Raw genomic sequence first — 22205 nt, 5'->3', positions numbered from 1 at the left:
CGATAGGGTGGATAACGGCGAAAATTGGGGCCGCTGCGCGGCCCTTCGCGACACAAGGCCGCTCCTACAGCGTTACGCGTCGTCTCTGCGATGCGCGATCCTCTGTAGGAGCGGCCTTGCGTCGCGAAAGGGGCACGCAGTGCCCCCTCTTGCAGCCGGCACGCACTTGAGGACAAGCCCTGATGACAACCGCCCCCGCCGCCGTAGAGCCGGCCGAAGAGCCCGAGGAAAGCACCGCCCTCCCCTGGGCCGAGCTGGCCGCCGAACATTTCCAGCTGTTGCGCCTGGCCGCCCTGCCCACCGACCGCAACACCGGCGCACGGCCGCTGCGCTTTGTGCAGTTCGGTTATGCCGAACGCCACGACAATGCCCACAGCCTGTTGCGCATGGAAATCCAGCTGCCCGGGCAGAAGGTGCACAAGGAACAGAACCGCCTGGACATTCGCGTCGACCACACCGCGCGCCGGGTGCGCATCGGCAATGAACATGGCCTGCAACTGGAGCCACTGAACCGTGGCATCGGCCGCTTCTTGCTGGCCCAGGCCGCGCAGTGGCTGCAGCGCAAGTGGTCGCACTACCAGATCGAGGGCATGGCGCTGCCGAGCAAGGATGCGCTGAACGAAGACTCGCGCCTGCGTCGTGACCACTGCCTGCGCGGCATGGGTATCGAGGTGGAGTACGAGGACAGCCAGCATCTGAAGGGCCGTACCGTGGAAATGACGGTGGGCCAGCTCAAGGGCGCGTGGAACAGCGAGCGCTTGCAGCGAGTGGGGATACTGGATGCTGCCGGCCTGCTGCAACAGGCTGACCAGCAGTTGCAGGAGAAGGAAGGGCAACTGCGTGAGCGGGATGAACGGGTTGCCAAGTACCAGCGTGAAGATAGTGGGTTGCGCTTTACCATCACCTGCCTGGTGGCGTTTGCGGTGTTCCAGGCGGGGTTGCTGATCTGGATTGCCACGCGCTGACACCGCGTCGCCTAGCCGTTAGGAATTGGGGCCGCTTTGCGGCCCATCGCGACACAAGGCCGCTCCTACAGGAAATCGCGTAGCACAGGGATGACGCGTATCCCTGTAGGAGCGGCCTTGTGTCGCGATGGGCTGCAACGCAGCCCCAATGAATCAGACCCGGGCCTTGAACAGTTCCTGATGCTGGCGGCACTGCTCGGCAGTCAGCATGAACACCCCATGCCCGCCGCGCTCGAACTCCAGCCAGGCAAAGTCCACTTCGGGGTACAGCGCCTCGACATGCACCTGGCTGTTGCCCACCTCGACAATCAGCAAGCCCTTGTCGGTCAGGTGGTCCGCTGCTTCGGCCAGCATGCGCCGCACCAGGTCCAGGCCATCGTTGCCGCAGGCCAGGCCCAACTCGGGCTCGTGGTGATACTCGGCCGGCATGTCGTCGAAGTCCTCTGCATCGACATACGGCGGGTTGGACAGGATCAGGTCGAAACGCTGCCCCGGCAAACCGCCAAAACCGTCGCCCTGCACGGTATACACGCGCCCGTCCAGGCCGTGGCGTTCGATGTTCTGGTTGGCCACTTCGAGCGCTTCGAACGACAGGTCGGCCAGCACTACCTCAGCCTCGGGGAACACGTCGGCGGCAACGATGCCGATGCAGCCAGAACCGGTGCACAGGTCGAGAATGCGCGCCGGCTCGCTCGCCAGCCACGGCTCGAAGCGTTTCTCGATCAGCTCGCCAATCGGCGAACGCGGCACCAGCACGCGCTCGTCGACGATGAACGACATGCCGCAGAACCAGGCCTCGCCCAGCAGGTAGGCGGCCGGCACGCGTTCTTCGATACGGCGCTTCAGCAGGTGCTGCAGGCGTACCCGCTCGTCGTCCTCGAGCATGCAGTCCAGGTAGCTGTCGGCCACCTCCCACGGCAGGTGCACCGCCCCCAGTACCAGCAGGCGGGCCTCGTCCCAGGCGTTGTCGGCACCGTGGCCGAAGAACAGGTCGTGCTCGTGGAAGCGGCTGACCGCCCAGCGGATGTAGTCGCGCAGCGTGCGCAGGCGGGATGTGATCACGGGGTACTCCTAATTCAGACCGGACAAAAGTCTAACAGCCCCACCCGCACATTTGTTCCTTTGCCTTACCCAATGGCTAGCCACAAGCCAGTAACCATGCCGCTTGCGTTGTCAACCATTCCCATTGGCGCCAAGGCAGGGGAGAATAGGTATACAAAAGCCCTATCCAAGGAGCCCTTGATGTCCGTTCCAACCACGATGTTTCGCCTCACTGGCCGCGACTACCCGCCGGCCAAGCTGAGCCACGCCAGCCTGATCATCATCGATGCGCAAAAGGAGTACCTCAGCGGGCCCCTGGCGCTGTCGGGCATGGACGAGGCCGTGGCCAACATCGCCAGGTTGCTCGACGCCGCGCGCAAGAGCGGCCGTCCGATCATCCACGTTCGCCACCTGGGCACTGTCGGTGGCCGCTTCGACCCACAGGGGCCGGCCGGCCAGTTCATTCCGGGGCTGGAGCCGCTGGAAGGCGAAATCGTCATCGAAAAACGCATGCCCAATGCATTCAAGAACACCCAACTGCATGAGACCCTGCAGGCGCTGGGCCATCTGGACCTGATCGTCTGCGGCTTCATGAGCCACTCCAGCGTCAGCACCACGGTACGCCGCGCCAAGGACTATGGTTACCGCTGCACCTTGGTGGAAGACGCTTCGGCGACCCGCGACCTGGCATTCAAGGATGGGGTGATCCCGGCCGCGCAGATCCACCAGTGCGAAATGGCCGTGATGGCCGACAACTTCGCCTGCGTGGCCCCCACCGCCAGCCTGATCTGATCGGCTGGTACAACCGCCCGGCAGCCGGGCGGAACCCGATGGGCGGCTCCAGGTCGAATTCCGGATATCCACAGAGGAGAGCGGAATGAAGCTCAAAGGCAGTTTCGACGCCAAGCGCCTGCGCCCGCGCGAACCGCGTAACTGGGGCGCCCGCCTGGCGGCCGGCCTGTCGGCCATGCTGGCGACCCTTGGCGTGCTACTGGCAATGGCCGGCGTCGCCGGCCTGCTGGGCAACTACCCTGCCCTGGCGGAGCTCAATGCCAACAAACCGCTGGCCGGCATCCTCACCGTGGCCGGTTTGCTGCTGCTGTGGCTGGGCGTGCGCTTCTGGCGGCGCAGCCGCATTCGCCTGCGCCGCGGGCGGGAACTGAACCTGTCGCCACACCTGATGAAAAAGCATGACTGATGGGGTTGTATTACCTGTATCGGCCTCTTCGCGGGCACGCCCGCTCCCACAGGTACCCCGCTCACTTCAGCCCCTGTGATATCCCTGTGGGAGCGGGCGTGCCCGCGAAAGGGCCGGCACAGGCTGCACAAGGCCCCACAGTCGCGTAAACTACGCCGCCCACGTGGAGGCATCATGCAAGACGACGATTTTTCCCTGTTCAAGGCCGAAGTGCGCGGTGTCAAACCGATCACGCACGACCGCGCCGAAGTCGGCAAGCCGAAGGCCGACCGCCAGAAGCTGGCCGGCCTGCGCCAGGCGGCGACCGTGCGCAGTGACAAGGCGCTGGTGATCGACGGCATGTCCGACCAGTTCGTCATCGACGTTGGCGCCGAAGACGAGCTGCTGTGGCGCCGCGACGGCGTGCAGGAAGGCCAGCTGCGCAAGCTGAAGCTGGGGCAGATCCCGTTCGAGGGCAGCCTCGACCTGCATGGCATGACCGTGGAAAAGGCCCGCGAAACCCTGTGGGACTTCATCGCCGAAGCCACCAAACTGGAAGTGCGCTGCGTGCGGGTTACCCACGGCAAGGCCGCGCGCCTGGACGGCAAGCGCCCGATGATCAAGAGCCACGTCAACACCTGGCTGCGCCAGCACCCGCAGGTGCTCGGTTTTGCCTCGTGCAACGCCCGCCACGGCGGCACCGGCGCGGTGTATGTGATGCTCAAGCGAACCATGCTCGAAGGCCGCGACGAGTAACGCCGCGCTTGCAGCGCCGCCCTCACCGCCGTACCCTTCGTTTTTGCGATTTTTTCCCACAGGTAGATCCATGTCCCTGGAACAGAACTACACCGAGATCCTCAGCCAGATTGGCGAGGACGTCTCCCGTGAGGGCCTGCTCGACACGCCCAAGCGGGCTGCAAAGGCGATGAAGTACCTTTGCCGCGGTTATGAGCAAACACTGGAAGAAGTCACCAACAACGCGCTGTTCAGCTCTGACAACAGCGAAATGGTGCTGGTCCGGGACATCGAGCTGTATTCGATGTGCGAACACCACATGCTGCCGTTCATCGGCAAGGCGCACGTGGCCTACCTGCCCAAGGGCAAGGTACTGGGCCTGTCGAAGGTGGCGCGCATCGTCGACATGTACGCTCGCCGCCTGCAGATCCAGGAAAACCTCAGCCGCCAGGTTGCCGAGGCCGTGCAGCAGGTAACCGGTGCCGCCGGCGTTGCCGTGGTCATCGAAGCCAAGCACATGTGCATGATGATGCGCGGTGTCGAGAAGCAGAACTCGACCATGATCACCTCGGTGATGCTGGGTGAGTTCCGCGAAAACGCCGCCACCCGCAGCGAGTTCCTCAGCCTGATCAAGTGATTGGCTGCTGACCCCGAGCCGACCCTGCCGGGTCGGCTTTTTCATTTCAGGAGTTGCCCATGATCGTCAAAGCCCTGCGGGTTGGCCTCGGCCAGCTCATCGTGTTCGGCGACTGGATCAGCCGCCCGGCCAAGCGCAAGCGCGACGCCGCCGCCCAGGCCCGCGTCGAGCAAGCGGCCCAGGGCCTGGCGCTGTACCAGTTCCACGCCTGCCCGTTCTGCGTCAAGACCCGCCGCACCCTGCACCGCTTGAACGTGCCGGTGGCGCTGCGCGATGCCAAGAACGACCCGACGCACCGCCAAGCCCTGCAGGAAGGTGGTGGCCGGGTGAAAGTGCCGTGCCTGCGCATTGAAGAAGCGGGCAAGGTGACCTGGATGTATGAGTCCAAGGCGATCATTGCCTACCTGGATGAGCGGTTCGCTTCGGCCTGACCGTTTGCAGGTGGCCTGTACTGGCCCTTTCGCGGGTAAACCCGCTCCCACAGGTACTCCACTGCCGTCAGGTCCTGTGATTTCCCTGTGGGAGCGGGTTTACCCGCGAAGAGGCCGGCACAGGCTAGAAACTAGCCCACCATCGGCACATGCCGTGGATGGCTGCTGACCCGCTCCAGCCAGGCCCTCACTGCCGGGTAGTCGGCCAGGTCGAACCCGCCCTGCTGCGCCACATGGGTGTAGGCATACAACGCCACATCGGCAATCGAATACTGCTCGCCGACCAGGTACGGCGTCATCTGCAGCTGCCGCTCCATCACCCTCAGGGCCTTGTAACCGCCCTTGTGCAGCTTGCGGTACTCCTCCAGGCGCTCGTCCGGCAACCCCAGGTAGAACTGGATGAAACGCGCCACGGCAATGTACGGCTCATGGCTGTACTGCTCGAAGAACTGCCACTGCAACACCTGAGTGCGCAGGCGTGGCTCGGTAGGCAGAAACTCGCTGCCATCGGCCAGGAAGTTGAGAATGGCATTGGACTCCCACAGGTAGCTGCCGTCTTCCAACTCCAGCACCGGCACCTTGCCGTTAGGGTTCATCGCCAGGAACTCGGGCGTTTCGGTCTCGCCCTTGAGGATGTCCACCGGGTGCCATTCATATGGCCGGCCCAGCAGGCTCAACATCAGCTTGACCTTGTAACAGTTGCCCGACTGGTAGTCGCCATAGACCTTGTACATCACCCCTCTCCCCTCTATGCCAAAGATCTCGCCTGGCCCTGTAGGAGCAGCCTTGTGCTGCGAAGAGGCCGTTACAGGCGCAGCACCTGCATGGGCTGAAACGGCCTCTTCGCAGCACAAGGCTGCTCCTACAAAAGCGGGCACCATTCTTGTGGCTGCCTGTGCAGTTCTGCATTTGCGCCCAATAGTTGGCGACTGTACGGCTAAAAGCAATGGCCGCTGTATGGCAAGGATCAACCTTGCTCGCTGTAGTCTGAAAAAACTGCTTACACCTTTACAAGGATTTTGTTCATGACCGATGCCACTTCCGCACGCCTGCGGCCCCTGGCAGACAGCTCCCCGTCGGCGGTGGTCGCCGGCTTCATCGCCATGCTCACCGGCTATACCAGCTCGCTGGTGCTGATGTTCCAGGCCGGCCAGGCTGCCGGGCTGACCAGCGCGCAGATTTCGTCATGGATCTGGGCGTTGTCGATCGGCATGGCGGTGTGCAGCATCGGCCTGTCGCTGCGTTACCGCACACCGATCACCGTGGCCTGGTCCACCCCAGGCGCCGCCTTGCTGATCACCAGCCTGGGCGGGGTCAGTTATGGCGAGGCGATCGGCGCCTACATCACCTGCGCCGTGCTGGTGGTGATCTGTGGCCTGACCGGCAGCTTCGAGCGCCTGGTCAAGCGCATCCCGGCCTCGCTGGCCTCGGCGCTGCTGGCGGGCATCCTGTTCAAGATCGGCAGCGAAATATTCGTTGCCGCCCAGCACCGCACCTTGCTGGTACTGGGCATGTTCTTCAGCTACCTGCTGGTCAAGCGCCTGTCGCCGCGTTACTGCGTACTGGCCGCGTTGCTGGTGGGCACGGTGCTGTCCGGTGCCCTGGGCCTGCTGGACTTCAGCGGCTTCCGCCTGGAAGCGGCCACGCCGGTGTGGACCACGCCAAGCTTCTCGCTGGCGGCGACCATCAGCATTGGCATTCCGCTGTTCGTGGTGGCGATGACTTCGCAGAACATGCCGGGTGTGGCCGTGCTGCGCGCGGACGGCTATCAGGTGCCGGCCTCGCCGCTGATCTCGGCCACCGGCTTTGCCTCGCTATTGCTGGCACCGTTCGGCTCGCACGGGGTCAACCTGGCGGCTATCAGCGCGGCGATCTGCACCGGGCCGCATGCCCATGAAGACCCGGCCAAGCGTTATACCGCGGCGGTGTGGTGCGGGATTTTCTATGGCATTGCCGGGGTGTTCGGCGCGACCTTGGCGGCGTTGTTTGCGGCGCTGCCGAAAGAGCTGGTGCTGTCGATTGCGGCGCTGGCGCTGTTCGGCTCGATCATGAACGGGCTGACCGTGGCCATGAGCGAAGCGCGGGAGCGGGAGGCGGCGGTGATTACCTTCATGGTGACCGCTTCGGGGCTGACCTTGTTCTCGATTGGTTCGGCGTTCTGGGGGATTGTGGCGGGGGTACTGGCCTTGATGATCCTCAACCCGCGCAGGGCCTGAAGGTATTTGTTGCCTGTACTGGCCTCTTCGCGGGCACGCCCGCTCCCACAGGGATATCACTGGACCTGAGGGCAATGATATCCCTGTGGGAGCGGGCATGCCCGCGAAGAGGCCGGTACAGGCAACACAAAGCCCAAGCCCAGATCACAACCTGAAATGCCCCACCATCCCCTTCAGGTCGGTCCCCAACTGCGCCAGCTCGATACTCGACCGGGCATTGTCCTGCATCGCCAACGCCGCCTGATCGGCACTACCACGGATCTGCGTGACGCTACGGCTGATCTCTTCCGCCACCGAGCTCTGCTGCTCGGCCGCCGCGGCAATCTGCTGGTTCATCTGCTGGATCAATGACACCGCCGCCGCAATGCTGCCCAGCGCGCTTTCGGTCTGCAGTGCATCGGCCACCGCCAAACGCACCAGCTCGGTACTGCCGCGAATCTGCGCCACCGACTGCTGAGCATTGCCACGCAGGCTGGCGACCAGGGTCTCGATCTGCTCGGTAGACTGCCGGGTACGCCGCGCCAGCGCACGCACCTCATCAGCGACCACGGCAAAACCACGCCCCTGCTCACCCGCCCGGGCGGCTTCGATAGCAGCATTCAGCGCCAGCAGGTTGGTCTGCTCGGCCACGCTCTTGATCACTTCCAGCACGTCGCCAATGGTGTGGATCTCGGCACTGAGGCTGTCGATGCCGGCGCTGGCCGTCTCCGCCGCCGACGCCAGTTGCTCGATGCGCTGCATGCTCTGGCGCACCACCTGCTGCCCGGAATCAACCTTCTCGTCCGCAGCCTGGGCCGCCTGCGCCGCCTCTTCGGCATTACGCGCCACATCGTGCACCGTGGCGGTCATCTGTTGCATGGCGGTGGCTACCTGCTCGGTCTCTTCCTTCTGGCTGCCCACCTCGCGGTTGGTCTGCTCGGTCACCGCCGACAGCGCCTGCGCATTGCCGGCCAGTTGCTCGATGCCCTGCTGCAAACCGCTGACAATGCCCGACAAGCCCGCCGCCATCTGCTGCATGGCCTGCATCAGCTGCCCTACTTCGTCACGCCGTGGTGCCTGGGCGTCAAAGCTCAACTCCCCGGCAGCGATGCGCTGGGCGCGGGCAATCACATGCTTGAGCGGGCCGACCACGGCGCGGGTGATCAGCCAGGCGGCCAGCACACCTACCAGCAGCGCCAATGCCGTAGCCAAGCCGATGGCCACAGCATTGCGTTGCAGTTCGCCCTGCAGGGCCTGCTCCTGCCCCAGGTAAGCCTGGTCGACCCGGCTGGTGACTTGTTCGGCACTGGCCTGCAACTGCGCCTTCAAGCCCTGCTCGCGGGCCAATTGGTCAGTGTATTCGTTGAGTTTTTCCGAGAAGCTACCAATGTGCCCCGCCACTTCGCCCAGCACACTCTGGTAGCCAGCATCGCTGACGGCGCCCTGCAACTGGCTGACCAGGCTGGCGGCCTCGACGGTCTGGGCGATGCGTTCCTGGCTGACGCCCTCTTCGCCCTTGCGGCTTTTTTCCAGGCGTACCCGCGCTTCGTCCATGGCCTGCAGCATCAACCGCGACACCTGCGCCACCTGCCCGGCCTGCTCGAGGAACGCACCGCCCTGCTGGCCCTGGGACTGCTTGAGGGTATACACACCGTCGTCAGCCAGGCCGGCCTGCAGCACATCGAGGTTGTTGGCCACGCTGGACACCGACCAGCTGGCCATGTCCAGCGCCAGCTCCTTGGCCTGCACCGCCTCAACAAAGGCCTCGAATGCCTGGCCGTAGGCGGCCAGGTCGGTTTCCGCCGCCGCCAGCGCCGGCAGGCCACGGGCGCGTTCGGCCAGGCCCTGCAGGCCGCTGCGCAAAGCCTCGGCCTGCTGCAGGTCGGAGCGCAGGGCAAAGGCCTGCTCGTGCTGGCGCAAGCGCAGCAGGTCGGTATTGAACTGGGCCAGCTGGCGCAAGCTGTCGAAGCGCTGGCCAACACTGTGCAGCGCGGCAATGCCAATGGCCGCCACCGCCAGGGTCAGCACCAGCACCAAGGCAAAGCCCAGGCCAAGTTTGCGGGCCATGCCCAGGTTGGCCAGCACACCGTGCTTGCTCGCGCCCATGCCGATTCCCCTTCTGCGTGCGAGGTTATCCCGAAGGCCAAGGGTGGCAACGTTGCCAGCCGATGAACAAGGGCCTGGCGTCAGAATAGTGTCAAATAGCTATGAGCATGTCGCTATCAGCTTGCCAGAGGTCGCCCTGCGTGCTGAAGGAAGGCCTGGGCGCGGGAGTCCTGCCCGTAGGCGACATTGATGCGCAGCCAGGCGCTGGCCGCGCCCTGGTAATCGAAGGCGCTGCCGGGGGTGAGCAGCACATCGTGTTCCAGCGCCAGGCGCTCCAGGCTGGCGAAATCCCGGCCCGGCACGCAGGCCCAGACGAACATGCCGCCGTAGGGTTCGCAGAACACCTGCCAGCCCGCCTGTTCCAGCTGGCCTAGCAGCCTGGCCATGTGCTGCCCCAGGCGCACACGCAGACGCTGCACGCTCTTGCGGTAGCTGCCGTTGGCCAGCATCTGCCCCACCACCTGCTCGGCAAAGCGCGAGGTGCCGATGCCGCTGACCATCTTCAACTCGGCCAGGCGCGCCAGCAACGCGGGGTCGGCGACCAGGTAGCCGACCCGCAGCGAGCTGCTGAGGGTTTTCGAGAAGCTGGCCATGTAGATTACCCGCTGTTCGCTGTCGAGGGTGGCCAGGCGAGTGGCCGGGCCTTCCTGGAAGTCGGCGTAGATATCGTCCTCGATGATGCGCAGGTCGTGCTCGCGGGCCAGCTCCAGCAGGCGATACGCCACCTTGGGCGTCAGGCTGGTGCCGGTGGGGTTCTGGTACAGGCTGTTGATGAACAGGCAGCGCGGCTTGTGCGCCGCCAGCAGCGCTTCGAGGGTGGCCAGGTCCGGGCCTTCGGCGGTGCGCGGCACCGGCAGCATGTGCACCTGGTGCTGGCGCAGCAGGTTGTACAGGTTGTAGTAGCCGGGGTTTTCCACCAGCACCGTGTCGCCCGGGCGCAGCAGGGTGCGCACCAGCAGGTCGAGGCCGTGGCTGGCGCCATGGGTGGTGAGGATACGTTCAGGGCCGGCGGCGATGCCCAGCTGCGCCAGGCGCTTGTGCAACTGCTGGCGAAGGCTGGCCAGGCCCAAAGGTGGGCAATAGTCGAACAGGTCCTGTGGGTTGCCGCGGCTGACCTGGCGCACTGCCTGGGCCAGTTCGGTGGCGGCGCGCCAACTGCTGGGCAACCAGCCACAGCCCAGCTTGAGCAACTCGTCATGGCCCTCGCGAAACTGCCGCCAGCTGCCGTCGCCGGCCTCGCCCCAGGGTTGGGCGTCTTCCACGGCCAGACCGGGTTTGCGCTCGGCGACGAAAAAACCAGTGCCGTGGCGGGCCTCCAGCCAGCCGCTGGCGACCAGGCGGTCGTAGGCTTCGATCACACACGACGCACTGACCGCCTGGCTGCGGGCCAAGGCCCGGATCGACGGCAGGCGCGCGCCGGGGCGCAGGCGTTGCTGGTCGATCCAGGTTTGCAGGTGGTCGGTGAGTTGCTGTACCAGCGGGGTGGGGCTGGTGCGGTCGAGGGGCAAGTGCATGGGGCAGGTGTTCGCTGGTTTTGAGCGAACAGTTAAGCATAAAAGGGGTGGCGGTGTGTCTGGTGGACGGTAATCAGAGTTATCACCATTCAACCGGCTGACGCGGTTCTTGTAGGAGCGGCCTTGTGTCGCGATGGGCTGCGTAGCAGCCCCGGCAATTTGTGCTTGAGCGGAGATCTCGGGGCTGCTGCGCAGCCCATCGCGACACAAGGCCGCTCCTACAAGAACCGCATGATGCCTGGATTTCCTACACCTGCAGACAAGGACCCTACCCATGCCCTCCGCCCCGGCCCGCCTGGCCTTCGCCCTCTGCCTGATCACCCTGGCCGTCAACCTGCAGGCCCCGCTGTACATCACCTACGCCGACCTCTCCGGCCAAGGCGCCGCCGCCACCGCGGTGGCCTTCTCCGGCTATGTGCTCGGCGTACTACCCGTGCTACTGGCCCTGGGCGGGCTGGCCGATCGGGTTGGGCGCCGGCCATTGGTGCTCGCCGCACTGGCCCTGTCGATGGTCGCCACCGTGCTGATGCTGCTGGCCCCCAGCCTGCAAACCCTGGGCCTGGCGCGGCTGTTCCTCGGCCTGGGCACCGGCCTGGCCTCGGCCACGGCCACCGCCTACATGGGTGAACTGATGGGCGGCGCAGACAACACCCGCGCCGCCAATTGGGTTACCGCCAGCACCTCGTTGGGCTTTGGCCTGGGTGCGGCGCTGACCAGCCTGTTCCTGCTGCGCGGCCCCAGCCTGACCCCAGGCAGCTTCCACCTGCAACTGCTGCTGGCGGCGCTGGCCATGCTGCTGGTGTGGCGCCTGCCGGACCCACGCCCGGCACAACGCAACCCCATGCTGCGCCTGCCCTGCTACCCCCGTGGCAGCGTGGCCTATGGCCTGGCCATTTTGCTGGCATGGGCCTGCGTGGGGCTGGTGATCGCCCTGCTGCCGGGCATACTGCGCCAGCACGGACTTAGCGCCTGGTCGGGGTTCTCGACCTTTTGCGTGATCAGTTGCGGGTTGTTGTTCCAGCCCATGGCACGGCGCCTCAGCAGCCGTACGGCCACGTTGCTGGGGCTGGTGATATTGCCGTGCAGCTATGCCGTGCTGGCCTGGGGTGCGGACAGCGGCCAGCTGGGCGCGGTATTGCTGGGTGCGGTGGCGGCCAGTAGTGCGTGCTACGGGTTTATCTACCTGGGCGGGCTGGCGGCGGTGAACGAGCTGGCCGGCAGCGAGAAGACACGGGCCAGTGCCGGGTTCTTCCTGCTGGCGTACCTGGGGTTCAGCCTGCCGGTGATCTTTACCGGGCTGTTGAGCGACCGGTTGGGATCACGATTGGCGTTGCTGGTATTTGGTGGGGTGTTGATGGTGGGGTGTGTGGTTGTAGGGCTGGCATTGCTATCCAGCTCGGTGAAAACCGCACAGGCAGCGCGGTCAGCGTAGGAGCGGCCTTGTGTCGCGATGGGCTGCGCAGCAGCCCCGGCAAATCATGCGGCGAAGCTGAGATTTTGGGGGCGCTTCGCACCCCGCTCGCGACACAAGGCCGCTCCTACACGGCCCTCAGGGCCAGTGATATACCCGCGAAGAAGGCCACGCGGTTTCGGCTCAGATCGCCGTAGCCCCACCATCCACCGCCAGGCAATGCCCAGTAGTAAACGCCGCGCCGTCACTGCACAGGTACAGCACGGCGCTGGCAATTTCCTCGACCTTGCCAATGCGCCCCACCGGATGCATGGCAGCGGCAAACTCGGCTTTGCGTGGGTCGGCCTCATAGGCACGGCGGAACATGTCGGTGTCGATCACCGCCGGGCACACCGCATTCACCCGGATGCCCTTCTTGGCGTACTCGATGGCCGCCGACTTGGTCAGGCCGATCACCGCGTGCTTGGAGGCGCTGTAGATGCTCATCTTCGGCGCCGCGCCCAAGCCCGCCACCGAAGCGGTATTGACGATGGCCCCACCGCCCTGGGCCAACAGCAACGGCAGCTGGTACTTCATGCACAGCCACACACCCTTCACGTTGACGCCCATGATGGCGTCGAACTCCGCCTCGCTGCCCTCGGCCAGGCGGCCCTGCTCTATCTCGATACCTGCGTTGTTGTAGGCATAGTCCAGCCGGCCATAGGCGGCGATCAGGCGCTCGTGCAGTTGGCGCACCTCGGCGTCACGGGTAACGTCGCAGGCAATGAACAGCGCCTCCCCGCCCGCAGCATGGATCAGGGCCACAGTTGCCTCGCCACCGGCCGGGTCGAGGTCGGCCACCACCACCTTCAGGCCCTCCCGGGCGAAAGCCAGGGCAGTTGCCCGGCCGATGCCGGCGGCACCGCCAGTGACCAGGGCTACCTGGCCGGAAAAGGTCATGCTCATCGCGTGCTCCAAAGCGTGCTTGGTGGGGTTCAGAGCATAGTCAGCCACCACCCGCCCGGGCAGCATCATCACCCCACCGGTTGGGCTACCATGCTTGTCAGTGATGTTAAGGACCTGCCTACATCAACAGGGTAGATTTGACGCCTCCCCCTTCCATTGCCCACAAGGACCCGCCATGACCAACACCAACCGCCGCTTCCTGCTCGCCAAACGCCCGGTCGGCGCCGTGCGCCGTGACGACTTCAGCTTCGAGACCGTGCCCGCCGAACAACCCGGCGAAGGCCAGGTGCTGGTGCGCAACCTGTACCTGTCGCTGGACCCGGCCATGCGCGGCTGGATGAACGAAGGCAAGTCCTACATCCCGCCCGTGGCCCTGGGCCAGGTGATGCGCGCGCTGGGTGTTGGCGAGGTTGTTGCCTCCAACCACCCCGCCTACAAGCCGGGCGACCATGTAAGCGGCGCCCTTGGCGTGCAGGACTACTTCACTGGCGAACCCCAGGGCCTGCACAAGATCGACCCCAGCCTGGCGCCCCTGCCGCGCTATCTGTCGGCGCTGGGCATGACCGGCATGACCGCCTACTTCGCCCTGCTGGACGTCGGCCAGCCCAAGGCCGGTGACACCGTGGTCATTTCCGGCGCGGCAGGCGCGGTGGGCAGCATTGTCGGGCAAATTGCCAAGATCAAAGGCTGCCGCGTGGTCGGCATTGCCGGCGGCGCCGAGAAGTGCCAGTACCTGAAGGACGAACTGGGCTTTGACGGGGTGATCGACTACAAGGCCGAAGACGTGCTGGCCGGCCTGAAGCGCGAATGCCCCAAAGGCGTGGACGTGTACTTCGACAACGTCGGCGGCGACATCCTCGACGCCGTGCTGACCCGCATCAACTTCAAGGCACGCATCGTGATTTGCGGCGCCATCAGCCAATACAACAACAAGGAAGCGGTGAAAGGCCCGGCCAACTACCTGTCGCTGCTGGTGAACCGTGCGCGCATGGAAGGCTTCGTGGTGATGGATTATGCCAAGGATTACGGCAAGGCCGCGCTGGAGATTGCCGGGTGGCTGGCCAGCGGGCAGGTGAAGAGCAAGGAGGATGTGGTGGAAGGGCTGGAGACCTTCCCCGAGACCTTGCTGAAGCTGTTCAGTGGGGAGAACTTTGGCAAGTTGGTGCTGAAGGTATAAACCCCTCAACACTGCGCGGCCCCCTGTAGGAGCGGCCTTGTGTCGCGACGGGGTCGCGCAGCGGCCCCTCATTTGTAGCTTCGCCGCAGATATTGCCGGGGCCGCTTTGCGGCCCAATCGCGACACAAGGCCGCTCCTACACTGACCACCTATGCAGGAGCAGCGCGTCAGACTTTCCTGAACCTTGCCCCCAACCGCTTCAGCTTGAAGCAGCAAGCGAACTATCCTACGCAGCGGTCGGAAGCAGCTGAATTGTCGGGGAAATCCCTCAGGGTTAAGTTCACCGGGTCGCCATGTTGGTGACCGGGTGTGAGAACCTGTTATGCACTGCTGCTCCACTGTTCAATGGCAGCCATTCGCGGGCAGGCTTCGGCTTGGCCGGCGTCAGTGCACCGGTTTCTCACCCCGCGCAATGGCTGCCACCTTTGTCCGTGAGAAAGATCCGGGTGGTTGCTCCTCGTCACGCACTGGATTTTAACCATGAAAAAGTACACCCCCTCCCCCATCCTAACCGCAGGCCTGGAAACCTTCCTCGAAGCCGGCAACCCCACCCTGGACCTGCTCCGCGTGCAACCCGGCATACCGATCGATGATGCCTACGAGCACGTGTCAGTCCTGCTGGGCTACATCAAGCACCTTGTGCGCGAAGGCGACATGGAAGATGACCACAAACTGCTGGGCTCCGCCGATTACCTGCTGGCCATGGCCAAGGCCCTGATGAACGACATCGAACTGGCCAAGAATAAGCTGCACTGACCTGCAAAACCTTGGCAGCAGAGGCCGCACAGGAGCTGGGCCTGCTTAGAAACCTATGACTCTGAGGAAGGCATGGTTTTTTCATAGCCAATCATAAACTCGGAAACTCCTGACATCGGTGGCCCTCCTTTGCATATGGAGTCTGTGCCTTGAGTCTATATTTCACGATTCTCGAAAGGTAATGCGCCCGAGCGATATCATGACAATCTCGAGATTTTGGATAGCTACGAACACGTGGCCCAGTCAAGGGGGAAAAAGACTGGCCCCAACCCAATGTACGATACCAGCCAGTACCCGAAAGCCAATGTGGCTGCCAGTGAGCACCCACACAAATTTACGATCGACGCCCTGAAAAGAATGCAAAATGATCTTTTGGCGCATTCAGTCGCAAAACATGATTACGTAGGTGAGCCAGTATGATTCCTGTTCAATTTGCAAAATTTATGGACTTCGTTCTAACTCAAACCAGGAACGGAAAGTTGAAATGGCGCGAAGGGGAAGGCGGCTCCTATATAGCCAGCCACAAGGACATGAGCTTATTCATCTCATCTGACTACGACCCAGACAGAGAACTCGCCACCTTTTGGTTTCGATTGAATGGTGCTTCAGGCTCAACGCCATTTTCCGTTTCTGATAGAGAGCATGACTATAAAGACATGAAAGTACTTTTTGAGGAGGTCATCGCCAACGCTAACGATGTGGAAAGCGATGTCCAAAAATTCATGAACGATTTCGACTATTGATTTCAAGCTGCAAGGGGTACTTTAGTTCGAGGACGAAACCGCTAGCACAAACTTCCAACAGCTGCGCCATTGGGATTATTGTCTTGCTCAATGTCCAAAGCTTGCCCTCCCCTGTGGGAGCGGGTTAACCGGCGAAGCCGGTGCCATCCATCGCGTCGCATGCTTCGCGGGTGAACACGCTCCCACAGGTCCTGAGCAGGCCCCTGAAGCTTGGCTCTGCTATGTGAGCCTGCCTTGCGCAAAGCCAAAAATTTGTGCAAGGCCGCTTCCACACCGTTACAACCCCACACAAGTCTTCGCACCGTCGCTCTGGTAGCATCCGGCGCGCACCAACATCTTCGCCGCCTGAACCGGCAATCATAGGTAAATCAAGAGCATGGGCCGTGCAAGCAGCACGGCTCCAACGGGGGGGATCAGTGGATTTATGGACTGCCTTCCAGGCAATCATCCTGGGAGTGGTTGAAGGGCTCACGGAGTTTCTACCGATCTCCAGTACCGGGCACCAGATCATCGTTGCCGATTTGATAGATTTCGGCGGTGAACGCGCGATAGCGTTCAACATCATCATCCAGCTGGCGGCGATCCTGGCGGTAGTGTGGGAGTTTCGCGGCAAGATCCTGGAAGTGGTGTTCGGCCTGACCAGTCAGCCCGCGGCGCGGCGCTTCACCGGCAACCTGTTGCTGGCGTTCCTGCCAGCGGTGGTGCTGGGCGTGCTGTTCGCCGACCTGATTCACCACTACCTGTTCAACCCGATCACCGTGGCAACGGCCTTGGTGGTTGGCGGGGTAATCATGCTCTGGGCCGAACGCCGTACCCACCGCGTGGCAGTCGACCACGTCGATGACATGCGCTGGAGCCATGCCCTGAAGATCGGCTTCGTCCAGTGCCTGGCAATGATCCCGGGCACGTCGCGTTCCGGGTCCACCATCATCGGCGGCCTGCTGTTCGGCCTGTCGCGCAAGGCGGCCACCGAGTTCTCGTTCTTTCTGGCGATGCCGACCATGGTCGGCGCAGCAGTGTATTCGGGTTACAAGTACCGTGAGCTGTTCCAGCCCGGCGACCTGCCGGTGTTCGCCATCGGCTTCGTGACCTCGTTCATCTTCGCCATGATCGCCGTGCGTGCGCTGCTCAAGTTCATCGCCAACCACAGCTACGCGACGTTTGCCTGGTATCGCATCGCCTTCGGTTTATTGATCCTGGCTACCTGGCAGTTCGGCTGGATCGACTGGTCGACAGCTCAGGGCTGATAGCACGACACAAAAATGAAAAAGGGCTGCATCCGCAGCCCTTTTTCATTGGTCAGGTTCAGCCGCGTATTTCAGCGACTACCGCTGCCAGCGCTTGAGCCGGGTCGGCGGCCTGGCTGATCGGGCGGCCGATCACCAGGTAGTCCGAACCTGCATCCAGTGCCTGGCGCGGGGTGAGGATACGGCGCTGGTCATCCTGCGCACTGCCTGCCGGGCGAATGCCCGGGGTCACCAGCTGCAGCGACGGGTGCGCCGCCTTCAGTGCCGGGGCCTCAAGCGCCGAGCACACCAAACCGTCCATGCCAGCCTTCTCGGCCAGCGCCGCCAGGCGCAGCACCTGCTCTTGCGGGTCGACATCCAGGCCGATGCCGGCCAGGTCTTCACGCTCCATGCTGGTCAGCACGGTCACACCAATCAGCAACGGCTGCGGGCCGCTGCGCTTGGCCAGCTCTTCACGGCAGGCCGCCATCATGCGCAGGCCACCGGAGCAATGCACGTTCACCATCCATACACCCATCTCGGCCGCGGCCTTCACCGCCATGGCGGTGGTGTTGGGGATGTCGTGGAACTTGAGGTCCAGGAACACTTCGAAGCCCTTGTCGCACAGGGTTTCGACAATGCCCGAAGCACTGCTGGTGAACAGCTCCTTGCCAACCTTCACCCGGCACAGCGCAGGGTCAAGCTGGTCAGCCAGCTTCAGGGCGGCCTCACGGGTAGGGAAATCCAGGGCGACGATCAGGGGCGTCTGGCAGGCGGACATGGGCAGGGTCTCTTGGCAAGTCGAAAACGGCGCGCATTGTAAACGAAGTGGCACAGGCTTTGGGGCCCGCAGGTCACGGAATTGGCCCGACAGTGGCTGGCTCCTATAATTGAACCAACGGAACGGGCAATTGCTCAACATTTGTACAAGCGCTGCCCATCACCAGCAAAGGAGAACGACAATGCCCTGGTATGCCTGGCTGATACTCATCATAGCCCTCGGCTCGATCGTCGGCGGGCTAATGCTGCTGCGCGATACGGCAAAGAAACTGCCACTGACCGAAGAACAGCTGCGCAAGGTGCATGAGCGCAATGCCGAAGCGGATGCCAAGGATGCGCAGGACCGCTGACACGCCCTGCGATCAAGCACGCTGGCTGGCCAGCTGCGCCCACAGAACTTCACATAACTGACTGATTTAGCAGGGCCCCCTGTGGGAGCGGGCGTGCCCGCGAACACCGGCGCAGCCGGTGCCATGCACCGCGCAGGATTCTTCGCGGGCACGCCCGCTCCCACAAGGTACGCTGAGCGCCTGCCAGCATCAGTTCTCCGCGCGACAGCGCAGCCCAAAAGCTCGACGATCTCCCACAGGAACACCATAACCCCCCAGGCCTGCACCGTACCTGTGGGAGCGGCCTTGCGTCGCGAAAGGGCTGCAAAGCAGCCCCGGCAATATACGCGGCGAAGCTGAATCCCGGGTGCGCTGCGCCCCCCGCTCGCGGCACAAGGCCACTGTTACAACGACCGCATCAAAAGTTATCAACTAGTTAGCCTGCTGACACATAGCAAGCTAATAAAAAATACGACCCTCTCATTTTCAACAGGTTAAAGAGTCAAACCTTTATAACGTCAAACTTTCAACAAAAAGGGCCAGGGCAAAAAGCCCCAGCCCCTCCCCGCTTACTCCACCATCACCTTGTCCCGGTTACGCTCCAACAGTGCGTTACCAATCCCCTTTATCTCCAGCAGCTCATCCACCGAAGCAAACGGCCCATTGGCCTCACGGTAGGCCACTATCGCCTCGGCTTTGGCCTTGCCTATGCCATTCAATTCCTTCTGCAAGGTCAGTGCATCGGCCTTGTTCAGGTCCAGCCGCGGCGCCTGCTGCGCCTGCACCTGGGCCACCACCGGCACCGGCTCGGCCGCCGCCGTGACGCTGGCCGGGGCGGCGCTAATGGAGAACGACAGGCTGGCGAACAGCGGAAGCAGCAGGGACGACAGAAGTTTATTACGCATGGTGAACACTCCTTGGGTTGGTCATTTTTCAGCAGCCGTTTTCCCTCGGCTGCGCAATCAACCCTAGCGGTTCTGCGGTTATCCAAACAGCCACTTGGCCTGTTTAAACGTAACCAGATCAAACATTAAGAAAACCAGCTTCGACCACCCAAAAATGATGGCGTTCAGCCATATTTCGAGTTAACTTCATGAAAAAAAAGCGATAGCAAATCGCCGCCAGGTAAATTCCCGTTTAACCTGGGTTTCATTCAGACCAAAAGCTGTTGCTTTTCCTAAAGGCCTTGCAGCGCAAGGCCCCCACCCGTTCGTCGCATACGATGGTCATATTGATATCGTTGGCACGATGCCTGTATGACATCAAACAATCGTTTTCTCAGATAAATAAATGCTATTTATGATCCAATAGCTCGATGATTATCACCAATTCGCTGGATCAGGGGGAAAAAAATCGTGCCATAATGGGATGTCATAATGATGACGAAATGATAAATTTGCGGCCTTAGGACAACCGCTTCGCTTGAAGGATCCGAGCCGAATGAATTTTTTTTCACCTCCTCCCACTGGCCAAGCCCGTTTTCGAACGTGCTACGCCAGCCAGGCCACCCTAGGCCGCACTGAGTAACACTCGAAATCGTCACCCGTAGCACCCGTTTCAGCCGCCTTGACTCACACAGAAGACCCTCGCCGTGTCCCTGAAGACCCTCATCGTATTTGGCACCCGCCCAGAAGCCATCAAAATGGCACCGCTGGCCCTCAAACTTGCCCAGGACGATCGTTTCGAGTCGCGCGTCTGCGTAACGGGGCAGCACCGCCAGATGCTTGACCAGGTTCTAGGGCTGTTCGAGATCAAGCCCGACTACGACTTGAACATCATGAAACCCGGTCAGGACCTGACTGATGTGACCACTGCCATCCTGCAGGGTCTGAAACCTGTCCTGACCGAGTTCAAGCCAGATGTGGTGTTGGTGCACGGCGATACATCCACTACATTTGCAGCCAGCATCGCCGCCTATTACCAGCAGGTTCCGGTTGCCCATGTCGAGGCTGGCCTGCGTACTGGCAATATTTATTCCCCTTGGCCAGAAGAGGGCAACCGTAAACTCACTGGAGCACTTGCTTCACTGCACTTCGCACCTACCGAGACTTCGCGCGATAACCTGTTGAGAGAAGGAGTAAACCCTCAGAGCATTGCCGTGACAGGCAATACCGTGATCGATGCGCTCTTGCAGGTAGTCGCCAAGCTGGATACAAATGTTGAGCTCAAAGCACAATTCGCCTCACGCTTTGAATTTATACGCCCGGAACGCAAGTTAGTTCTGGTCACCGGGCACCGGCGAGAAAGCTTTGGTGACGGCTTCGAACGTATCTGCCAAGCCTTAGTACAGACTGCGCAACGCTTTCCTGACACTGAAATCGTCTACCCGGTGCATTTGAATCCTAATGTACGAGAGCCAGTCAATCGCTTATTAGGCGCTATCGACAATGTGCACCTGATTGAACCGCTCGATTACCTTCCCTTTGTCTATCTGATGAACCAGGCATATCTGATTCTCACTGATTCGGGTGGCATTCAAGAGGAGGCTCCTTCTCTAGGTAAGCCTGTACTGGTAATGCGTGAAACCACAGAGCGACCTGAGGCAGTTGCAGCCGGCACCGTAAAACTGGTGGGCACGAGTGTAAACGCAATTGTTGATGGATTAAATACTTTGCTGACCGATAACGATACATATAGAGCCATGAGCCAAACCTATAATCCATATGGAGATGGAAAAGCATGCTCGCGAATTATCGACTCCTTAAGCAAATTGGTTAAGAGGCAGTAAATGAATCTGGGCACCATCGCCGTGATTGGATTGGGCTACATTGGTTTGCCCACCGCAGCTGTATTGGCATCTCGAAAAATAAAAGTAGTAGGTATCGATGTCAACCTTCAGGCAGTAGAGGCGATCAATCGCGGCGAAGTTCATATCGTCGAGCCTGATCTCGACATGCTCGTGCATGCAGCTGTGACAGAGGGTTATCTACGTGCCACATCAGTAGCTGAACCAGCTGACGCATTTCTAATTGCGGTACCTACTCCCTTTAATGAAAAACATGAGCCGGATTTGTCTTTTATCAAAGCCGCGAGCAAAAGCATCGCGCCGATGTTGAAAAAAGGTAATCTGGTCGTGCTCGAATCCACCTCGCCAGTAGGAGCGACTGAGCAAATGGCCACCTGGCTGGCAGATGCTCGTCCGGATCTATCGTTCCCACAGGATGCAGGAGAGGCGTCGGATATTCGTATTGCGCATTGCCCCGAGCGTGTATTGCCAGGGCGTGTCCTGCGTGAGTTAGTACATAACGATAGAGTGATTGGTGGCATAACTGCGCGTTGCTCTGAAGTAGCTGCCAGCCTATATAATATATTCGTTGAAGCTGAGTGCGTCATTACCGACGCTCGTACTGCTGAAATGTGCAAGCTGACTGAGAACAGCTTTCGCGACGTCAATATTGCTTTCGCCAATGAACTGTCAGTTATTTGCGATAGATTAGGTGTCAATGTATGGGAGTTAATTCGCCTGGCGAATAGGCATCCGCGGGTAGATATATTAAAGCCTGGACCGGGAGTGGGAGGGCACTGTGTCGCAGTAGACCCCTGGTTTATTGTAAATCAGGCTCCCGAACTGTCTCCACTGATACGTACGGCGCGCGAAGTAAACGATGGGAAGCCAGCTTGGGTAATCAATAAGGCTCAGAGCCTGATCGATGAAGTAAGCTCTATTACTGGAAAAAAAAGAGAATCCATCCAGATAGCTTGTCTGGGCCTAGCCTTCAAAGCAGACATTGACGATTTACGTGAAAGCCCGGCATTGGCAATTACGCTCGAACTTGCCAAGTTGTTTCCTGGACGAATAGTGGCAGTTGAGCCAAATATTGCGTTGGCTCCGGATATCTTGTTTGAAGCGGAGGTTCCTTTGATTGAGCTTACGGCGGCCATGGAGGCAGATATTCTATTGCTGCTGGTCGACCATAAGACCTTCTCGCCGCAGTTGTTCAACCTGCGGCAGGAGCAGCGGCTTTTGGATACGCGAGGCGTATTCGCCTAACGTCAGTTTCAATTATTATCTTTTCTATTGGGCGCGAGCCCGAATC

22 protein-coding genes and 1 pseudogene are annotated in these 22205 nt (G+C 61.6%); 15 read left to right on the top strand and 8 right to left on the bottom strand.

What is annotated here, in order from left to right:
• Nucleotides 1–182: 182 nt before the first annotated feature.
• The gene (locus tag ABIB24_RS13820) at nucleotides 183–965 is read left to right on the top strand and encodes a hypothetical protein (RefSeq protein ID WP_354316655.1); all 783 of its coding nucleotides are present in this window, start codon (nucleotides 183–185) and stop codon (nucleotides 963–965) included.
• A gap of 153 nt (nucleotides 966–1118) precedes the next feature.
• Here the strand turns inward: ABIB24_RS13820 and prmB are convergent, their stop codons facing one another.
• A complete protein-coding gene (gene prmB / locus ABIB24_RS13815; protein ID WP_015269350.1) occupies nucleotides 1119–2027 on the bottom strand; it encodes a 50S ribosomal protein L3 N(5)-glutamine methyltransferase in 909 nt (302 codons plus the stop codon).
• 180 nt (nucleotides 2028–2207) lie between these two features.
• On the opposite strand from prmB, the gene ABIB24_RS13810 reads away from it, so the two are divergent.
• The 5 genes from ABIB24_RS13810 (at nucleotide 2208) to ABIB24_RS13790 (ending at nucleotide 4986) form a co-directional block, all read left to right on the top strand.
• Complete coding sequence (locus ABIB24_RS13810; protein WP_025338152.1) at nucleotides 2208–2798, top strand: cysteine hydrolase family protein; 591 nt, start codon at nucleotides 2208–2210, stop codon at nucleotides 2796–2798.
• 85 nt (nucleotides 2799–2883) lie between these two features.
• Nucleotides 2884–3204: a hypothetical protein gene (locus ABIB24_RS13805; protein ID WP_024086500.1), complete on the top strand. Its 321-nt coding sequence runs from the start codon at nucleotides 2884–2886 to the stop codon at nucleotides 3202–3204.
• Between the two features lie 174 nt (nucleotides 3205–3378).
• Nucleotides 3379–3939, top strand: a complete 561-nt coding sequence (locus ABIB24_RS13800; RefSeq protein ID WP_024086499.1) for a Smr/MutS family protein — start codon at nucleotides 3379–3381, stop codon at nucleotides 3937–3939.
• Nucleotides 3940–4009: 70 nt separating this feature from the next.
• Nucleotides 4010–4555, top strand: coding sequence for a GTP cyclohydrolase I FolE (gene folE / locus ABIB24_RS13795; protein WP_013971502.1), 546 nt, complete (start codon nucleotides 4010–4012; stop codon nucleotides 4553–4555).
• A gap of 59 nt (nucleotides 4556–4614) precedes the next feature.
• The gene (locus ABIB24_RS13790; protein WP_075044087.1) at nucleotides 4615–4986 is read left to right on the top strand and encodes a glutaredoxin family protein; all 372 of its coding nucleotides are present in this window, start codon (nucleotides 4615–4617) and stop codon (nucleotides 4984–4986) included.
• A 131-nt stretch (nucleotides 4987–5117) separates the two neighbouring features.
• Here ABIB24_RS13790 and ABIB24_RS13785 read toward each other — a convergent pair whose 3' ends face one another.
• Nucleotides 5118–5720, bottom strand: coding sequence for a glutathione S-transferase family protein (locus ABIB24_RS13785; RefSeq protein ID WP_025338149.1), 603 nt, complete (start codon nucleotides 5718–5720; stop codon nucleotides 5118–5120).
• A gap of 291 nt (nucleotides 5721–6011) precedes the next feature.
• Here ABIB24_RS13785 and ABIB24_RS13780 point away from each other — a divergent pair, with 291 nt between their 5' ends.
• Entirely contained in the window at nucleotides 6012–7202 is a 1191-nt protein-coding gene (locus tag ABIB24_RS13780; protein WP_354316652.1) for a benzoate/H(+) symporter BenE family transporter, read from the top strand.
• Nucleotides 7203–7346: 144 nt separating this feature from the next.
• Here the strand turns inward: ABIB24_RS13780 and ABIB24_RS26845 are convergent, their stop codons facing one another.
• The 3 genes and pseudogenes from ABIB24_RS26845 to ABIB24_RS13770 all read right to left on the bottom strand — a co-directional run bounded on the left by ABIB24_RS26845 (nucleotide 7347) and on the right by ABIB24_RS13770 (nucleotide 10801).
• The gene (locus ABIB24_RS26845) at nucleotides 7347–8210 is read right to left on the bottom strand and encodes a methyl-accepting chemotaxis protein (RefSeq protein ID WP_371858040.1); all 864 of its coding nucleotides are present in this window, start codon (nucleotides 8208–8210) and stop codon (nucleotides 7347–7349) included.
• Nucleotides 8208–8735 (bottom strand): annotated as a pseudogene (locus ABIB24_RS26840) (HAMP domain-containing protein); the annotation flags it as partial. The gene ABIB24_RS26845 and the pseudogene ABIB24_RS26840, both read right to left, overlap by 3 nt.
• Nucleotides 8736–9403: 668 nt before the next feature.
• Nucleotides 9404–10801 carry an aminotransferase-like domain-containing protein gene (locus ABIB24_RS13770; protein WP_137163241.1) on the bottom strand — a complete coding sequence of 466 codons (1398 nt, stop codon included), beginning with the start codon at nucleotides 10799–10801 and terminating at the stop codon, nucleotides 9404–9406.
• Between the two features lie 274 nt (nucleotides 10802–11075).
• On the opposite strand from ABIB24_RS13770, the gene ABIB24_RS13765 reads away from it, so the two are divergent.
• Nucleotides 11076–12233 (top strand): MFS transporter, encoded by a 1158-nt coding sequence (locus tag ABIB24_RS13765; protein ID WP_354316650.1) that lies wholly within the window; start codon nucleotides 11076–11078, stop codon nucleotides 12231–12233.
• 162 nt (nucleotides 12234–12395) lie between these two features.
• On the opposite strand, the gene ABIB24_RS13760 is transcribed toward ABIB24_RS13765, so the two are convergent.
• Nucleotides 12396–13157, bottom strand: coding sequence for an SDR family oxidoreductase (locus ABIB24_RS13760; RefSeq protein ID WP_025338144.1), 762 nt, complete (start codon nucleotides 13155–13157; stop codon nucleotides 12396–12398).
• A gap of 175 nt (nucleotides 13158–13332) precedes the next feature.
• Here ABIB24_RS13760 and ABIB24_RS13755 point away from each other — a divergent pair, with 175 nt between their 5' ends.
• From ABIB24_RS13755 to ABIB24_RS13740, 4 genes are all read left to right on the top strand, one after another.
• Nucleotides 13333–14334 carry an NADP-dependent oxidoreductase gene (locus ABIB24_RS13755; protein WP_024086491.1) on the top strand — a complete coding sequence of 334 codons (1002 nt, stop codon included), beginning with the start codon at nucleotides 13333–13335 and terminating at the stop codon, nucleotides 14332–14334.
• 480 nt (nucleotides 14335–14814) lie between these two features.
• Nucleotides 14815–15090, top strand: coding sequence for a DUF3077 domain-containing protein (locus ABIB24_RS13750; protein WP_075044081.1), 276 nt, complete (start codon nucleotides 14815–14817; stop codon nucleotides 15088–15090).
• 416 nt (nucleotides 15091–15506) lie between these two features.
• Complete coding sequence (locus tag ABIB24_RS13745) at nucleotides 15507–15833, top strand: hypothetical protein (protein WP_354316649.1); 327 nt, start codon at nucleotides 15507–15509, stop codon at nucleotides 15831–15833.
• Nucleotides 15834–16249: 416 nt separating this feature from the next.
• A complete protein-coding gene (locus tag ABIB24_RS13740; protein WP_025338140.1) occupies nucleotides 16250–17080 on the top strand; it encodes an undecaprenyl-diphosphate phosphatase in 831 nt (276 codons plus the stop codon).
• 58 nt (nucleotides 17081–17138) lie between these two features.
• Here ABIB24_RS13740 and pyrF read toward each other — a convergent pair whose 3' ends face one another.
• Nucleotides 17139–17840 carry an orotidine-5'-phosphate decarboxylase gene (gene pyrF, locus ABIB24_RS13735; protein WP_010952851.1) on the bottom strand — a complete coding sequence of 234 codons (702 nt, stop codon included), beginning with the start codon at nucleotides 17838–17840 and terminating at the stop codon, nucleotides 17139–17141.
• Between the two features lie 181 nt (nucleotides 17841–18021).
• On the opposite strand from pyrF, the gene ABIB24_RS13730 reads away from it, so the two are divergent.
• Entirely contained in the window at nucleotides 18022–18189 is a 168-nt protein-coding gene (locus ABIB24_RS13730; protein WP_010952850.1) for a DUF2897 family protein, read from the top strand.
• Nucleotides 18190–18737: 548 nt separating this feature from the next.
• Here the strand turns inward: ABIB24_RS13730 and ABIB24_RS13725 are convergent.
• Nucleotides 18738–19073 carry a ComEA family DNA-binding protein gene (locus tag ABIB24_RS13725; RefSeq protein WP_354316647.1) on the bottom strand — a complete coding sequence of 112 codons (336 nt, stop codon included), beginning with the start codon at nucleotides 19071–19073 and terminating at the stop codon, nucleotides 18738–18740.
• Between the two features lie 686 nt (nucleotides 19074–19759).
• Between ABIB24_RS13725 and wecB the strand changes: the two genes are divergently transcribed.
• Nucleotides 19760–20896, top strand: coding sequence for a non-hydrolyzing UDP-N-acetylglucosamine 2-epimerase (wecB, locus tag ABIB24_RS13720; RefSeq protein WP_025338138.1), 1137 nt, complete (start codon nucleotides 19760–19762; stop codon nucleotides 20894–20896).
• On the top strand, nucleotides 20897–22159 hold the full coding sequence (gene wecC, locus ABIB24_RS13715) for a UDP-N-acetyl-D-mannosamine dehydrogenase (RefSeq protein WP_025338137.1): 1263 nt from the start codon (nucleotides 20897–20899) through the stop codon (nucleotides 22157–22159).
• The last annotated feature ends 46 nt before the right edge of the window (nucleotides 22160–22205 follow it).

Origin of the sequence: Pseudomonas sp. UYEF17 (assembly GCF_040546125.1) — a bacterium.
GTDB lineage: Bacteria > Pseudomonadota > Gammaproteobacteria > Pseudomonadales > Pseudomonadaceae > Aquipseudomonas > Aquipseudomonas putida_Z.
Note: the sequence above shows the minus strand (reverse complement) of the source record. Positions and strands in the feature narration are given on the sequence as shown.

Coding starts and splice junctions, on each gene's coding strand:
- ABIB24_RS13800 (WP_024086499.1), top strand. CDS start 3,379: ATGCAAGACGACGATTTTTCCCTGTTCAAGGCCGAAGTGCGCGGTGTC.
- ABIB24_RS13765 (WP_354316650.1), top strand. CDS start 11,076: ATGCCCTCCGCCCCGGCCCGCCTGGCCTTCGCCCTCTGCCTGATCACC.
- ABIB24_RS26845 (WP_371858040.1), bottom strand. CDS start 8,210: ATGGCGGCGGGCTTGTCGGGCATTGTCAGCGGTTTGCAGCAGGGCATC.
- folE (WP_013971502.1), top strand. CDS start 4,010: ATGTCCCTGGAACAGAACTACACCGAGATCCTCAGCCAGATTGGCGAG.
- ABIB24_RS13760 (WP_025338144.1), bottom strand. CDS start 13,157: ATGAGCATGACCTTTTCCGGCCAGGTAGCCCTGGTCACTGGCGGTGCC.
- pyrF (WP_010952851.1), bottom strand. CDS start 17,840: ATGTCCGCCTGCCAGACGCCCCTGATCGTCGCCCTGGATTTCCCTACC.
- ABIB24_RS13750 (WP_075044081.1), top strand. CDS start 14,815: ATGAAAAAGTACACCCCCTCCCCCATCCTAACCGCAGGCCTGGAAACC.
- ABIB24_RS13725 (WP_354316647.1), bottom strand. CDS start 19,073: ATGCGTAATAAACTTCTGTCGTCCCTGCTGCTTCCGCTGTTCGCCAGC.
- ABIB24_RS13790 (WP_075044087.1), top strand. CDS start 4,615: ATGATCGTCAAAGCCCTGCGGGTTGGCCTCGGCCAGCTCATCGTGTTC.
- ABIB24_RS13780 (WP_354316652.1), top strand. CDS start 6,012: ATGACCGATGCCACTTCCGCACGCCTGCGGCCCCTGGCAGACAGCTCC.
- ABIB24_RS13805 (WP_024086500.1), top strand. CDS start 2,884: ATGAAGCTCAAAGGCAGTTTCGACGCCAAGCGCCTGCGCCCGCGCGAA.
- wecC (WP_025338137.1), top strand. CDS start 20,897: ATGAATCTGGGCACCATCGCCGTGATTGGATTGGGCTACATTGGTTTG.
- ABIB24_RS13755 (WP_024086491.1), top strand. CDS start 13,333: ATGACCAACACCAACCGCCGCTTCCTGCTCGCCAAACGCCCGGTCGGC.
- ABIB24_RS13730 (WP_010952850.1), top strand. CDS start 18,022: ATGCCCTGGTATGCCTGGCTGATACTCATCATAGCCCTCGGCTCGATC.
- ABIB24_RS13745 (WP_354316649.1), top strand. CDS start 15,507: ATGATTCCTGTTCAATTTGCAAAATTTATGGACTTCGTTCTAACTCAA.
- ABIB24_RS13785 (WP_025338149.1), bottom strand. CDS start 5,720: ATGTACAAGGTCTATGGCGACTACCAGTCGGGCAACTGTTACAAGGTC.
- ABIB24_RS13770 (WP_137163241.1), bottom strand. CDS start 10,801: ATGCACTTGCCCCTCGACCGCACCAGCCCCACCCCGCTGGTACAGCAA.
- ABIB24_RS13810 (WP_025338152.1), top strand. CDS start 2,208: ATGTCCGTTCCAACCACGATGTTTCGCCTCACTGGCCGCGACTACCCG.
- ABIB24_RS13820 (WP_354316655.1), top strand. CDS start 183: ATGACAACCGCCCCCGCCGCCGTAGAGCCGGCCGAAGAGCCCGAGGAA.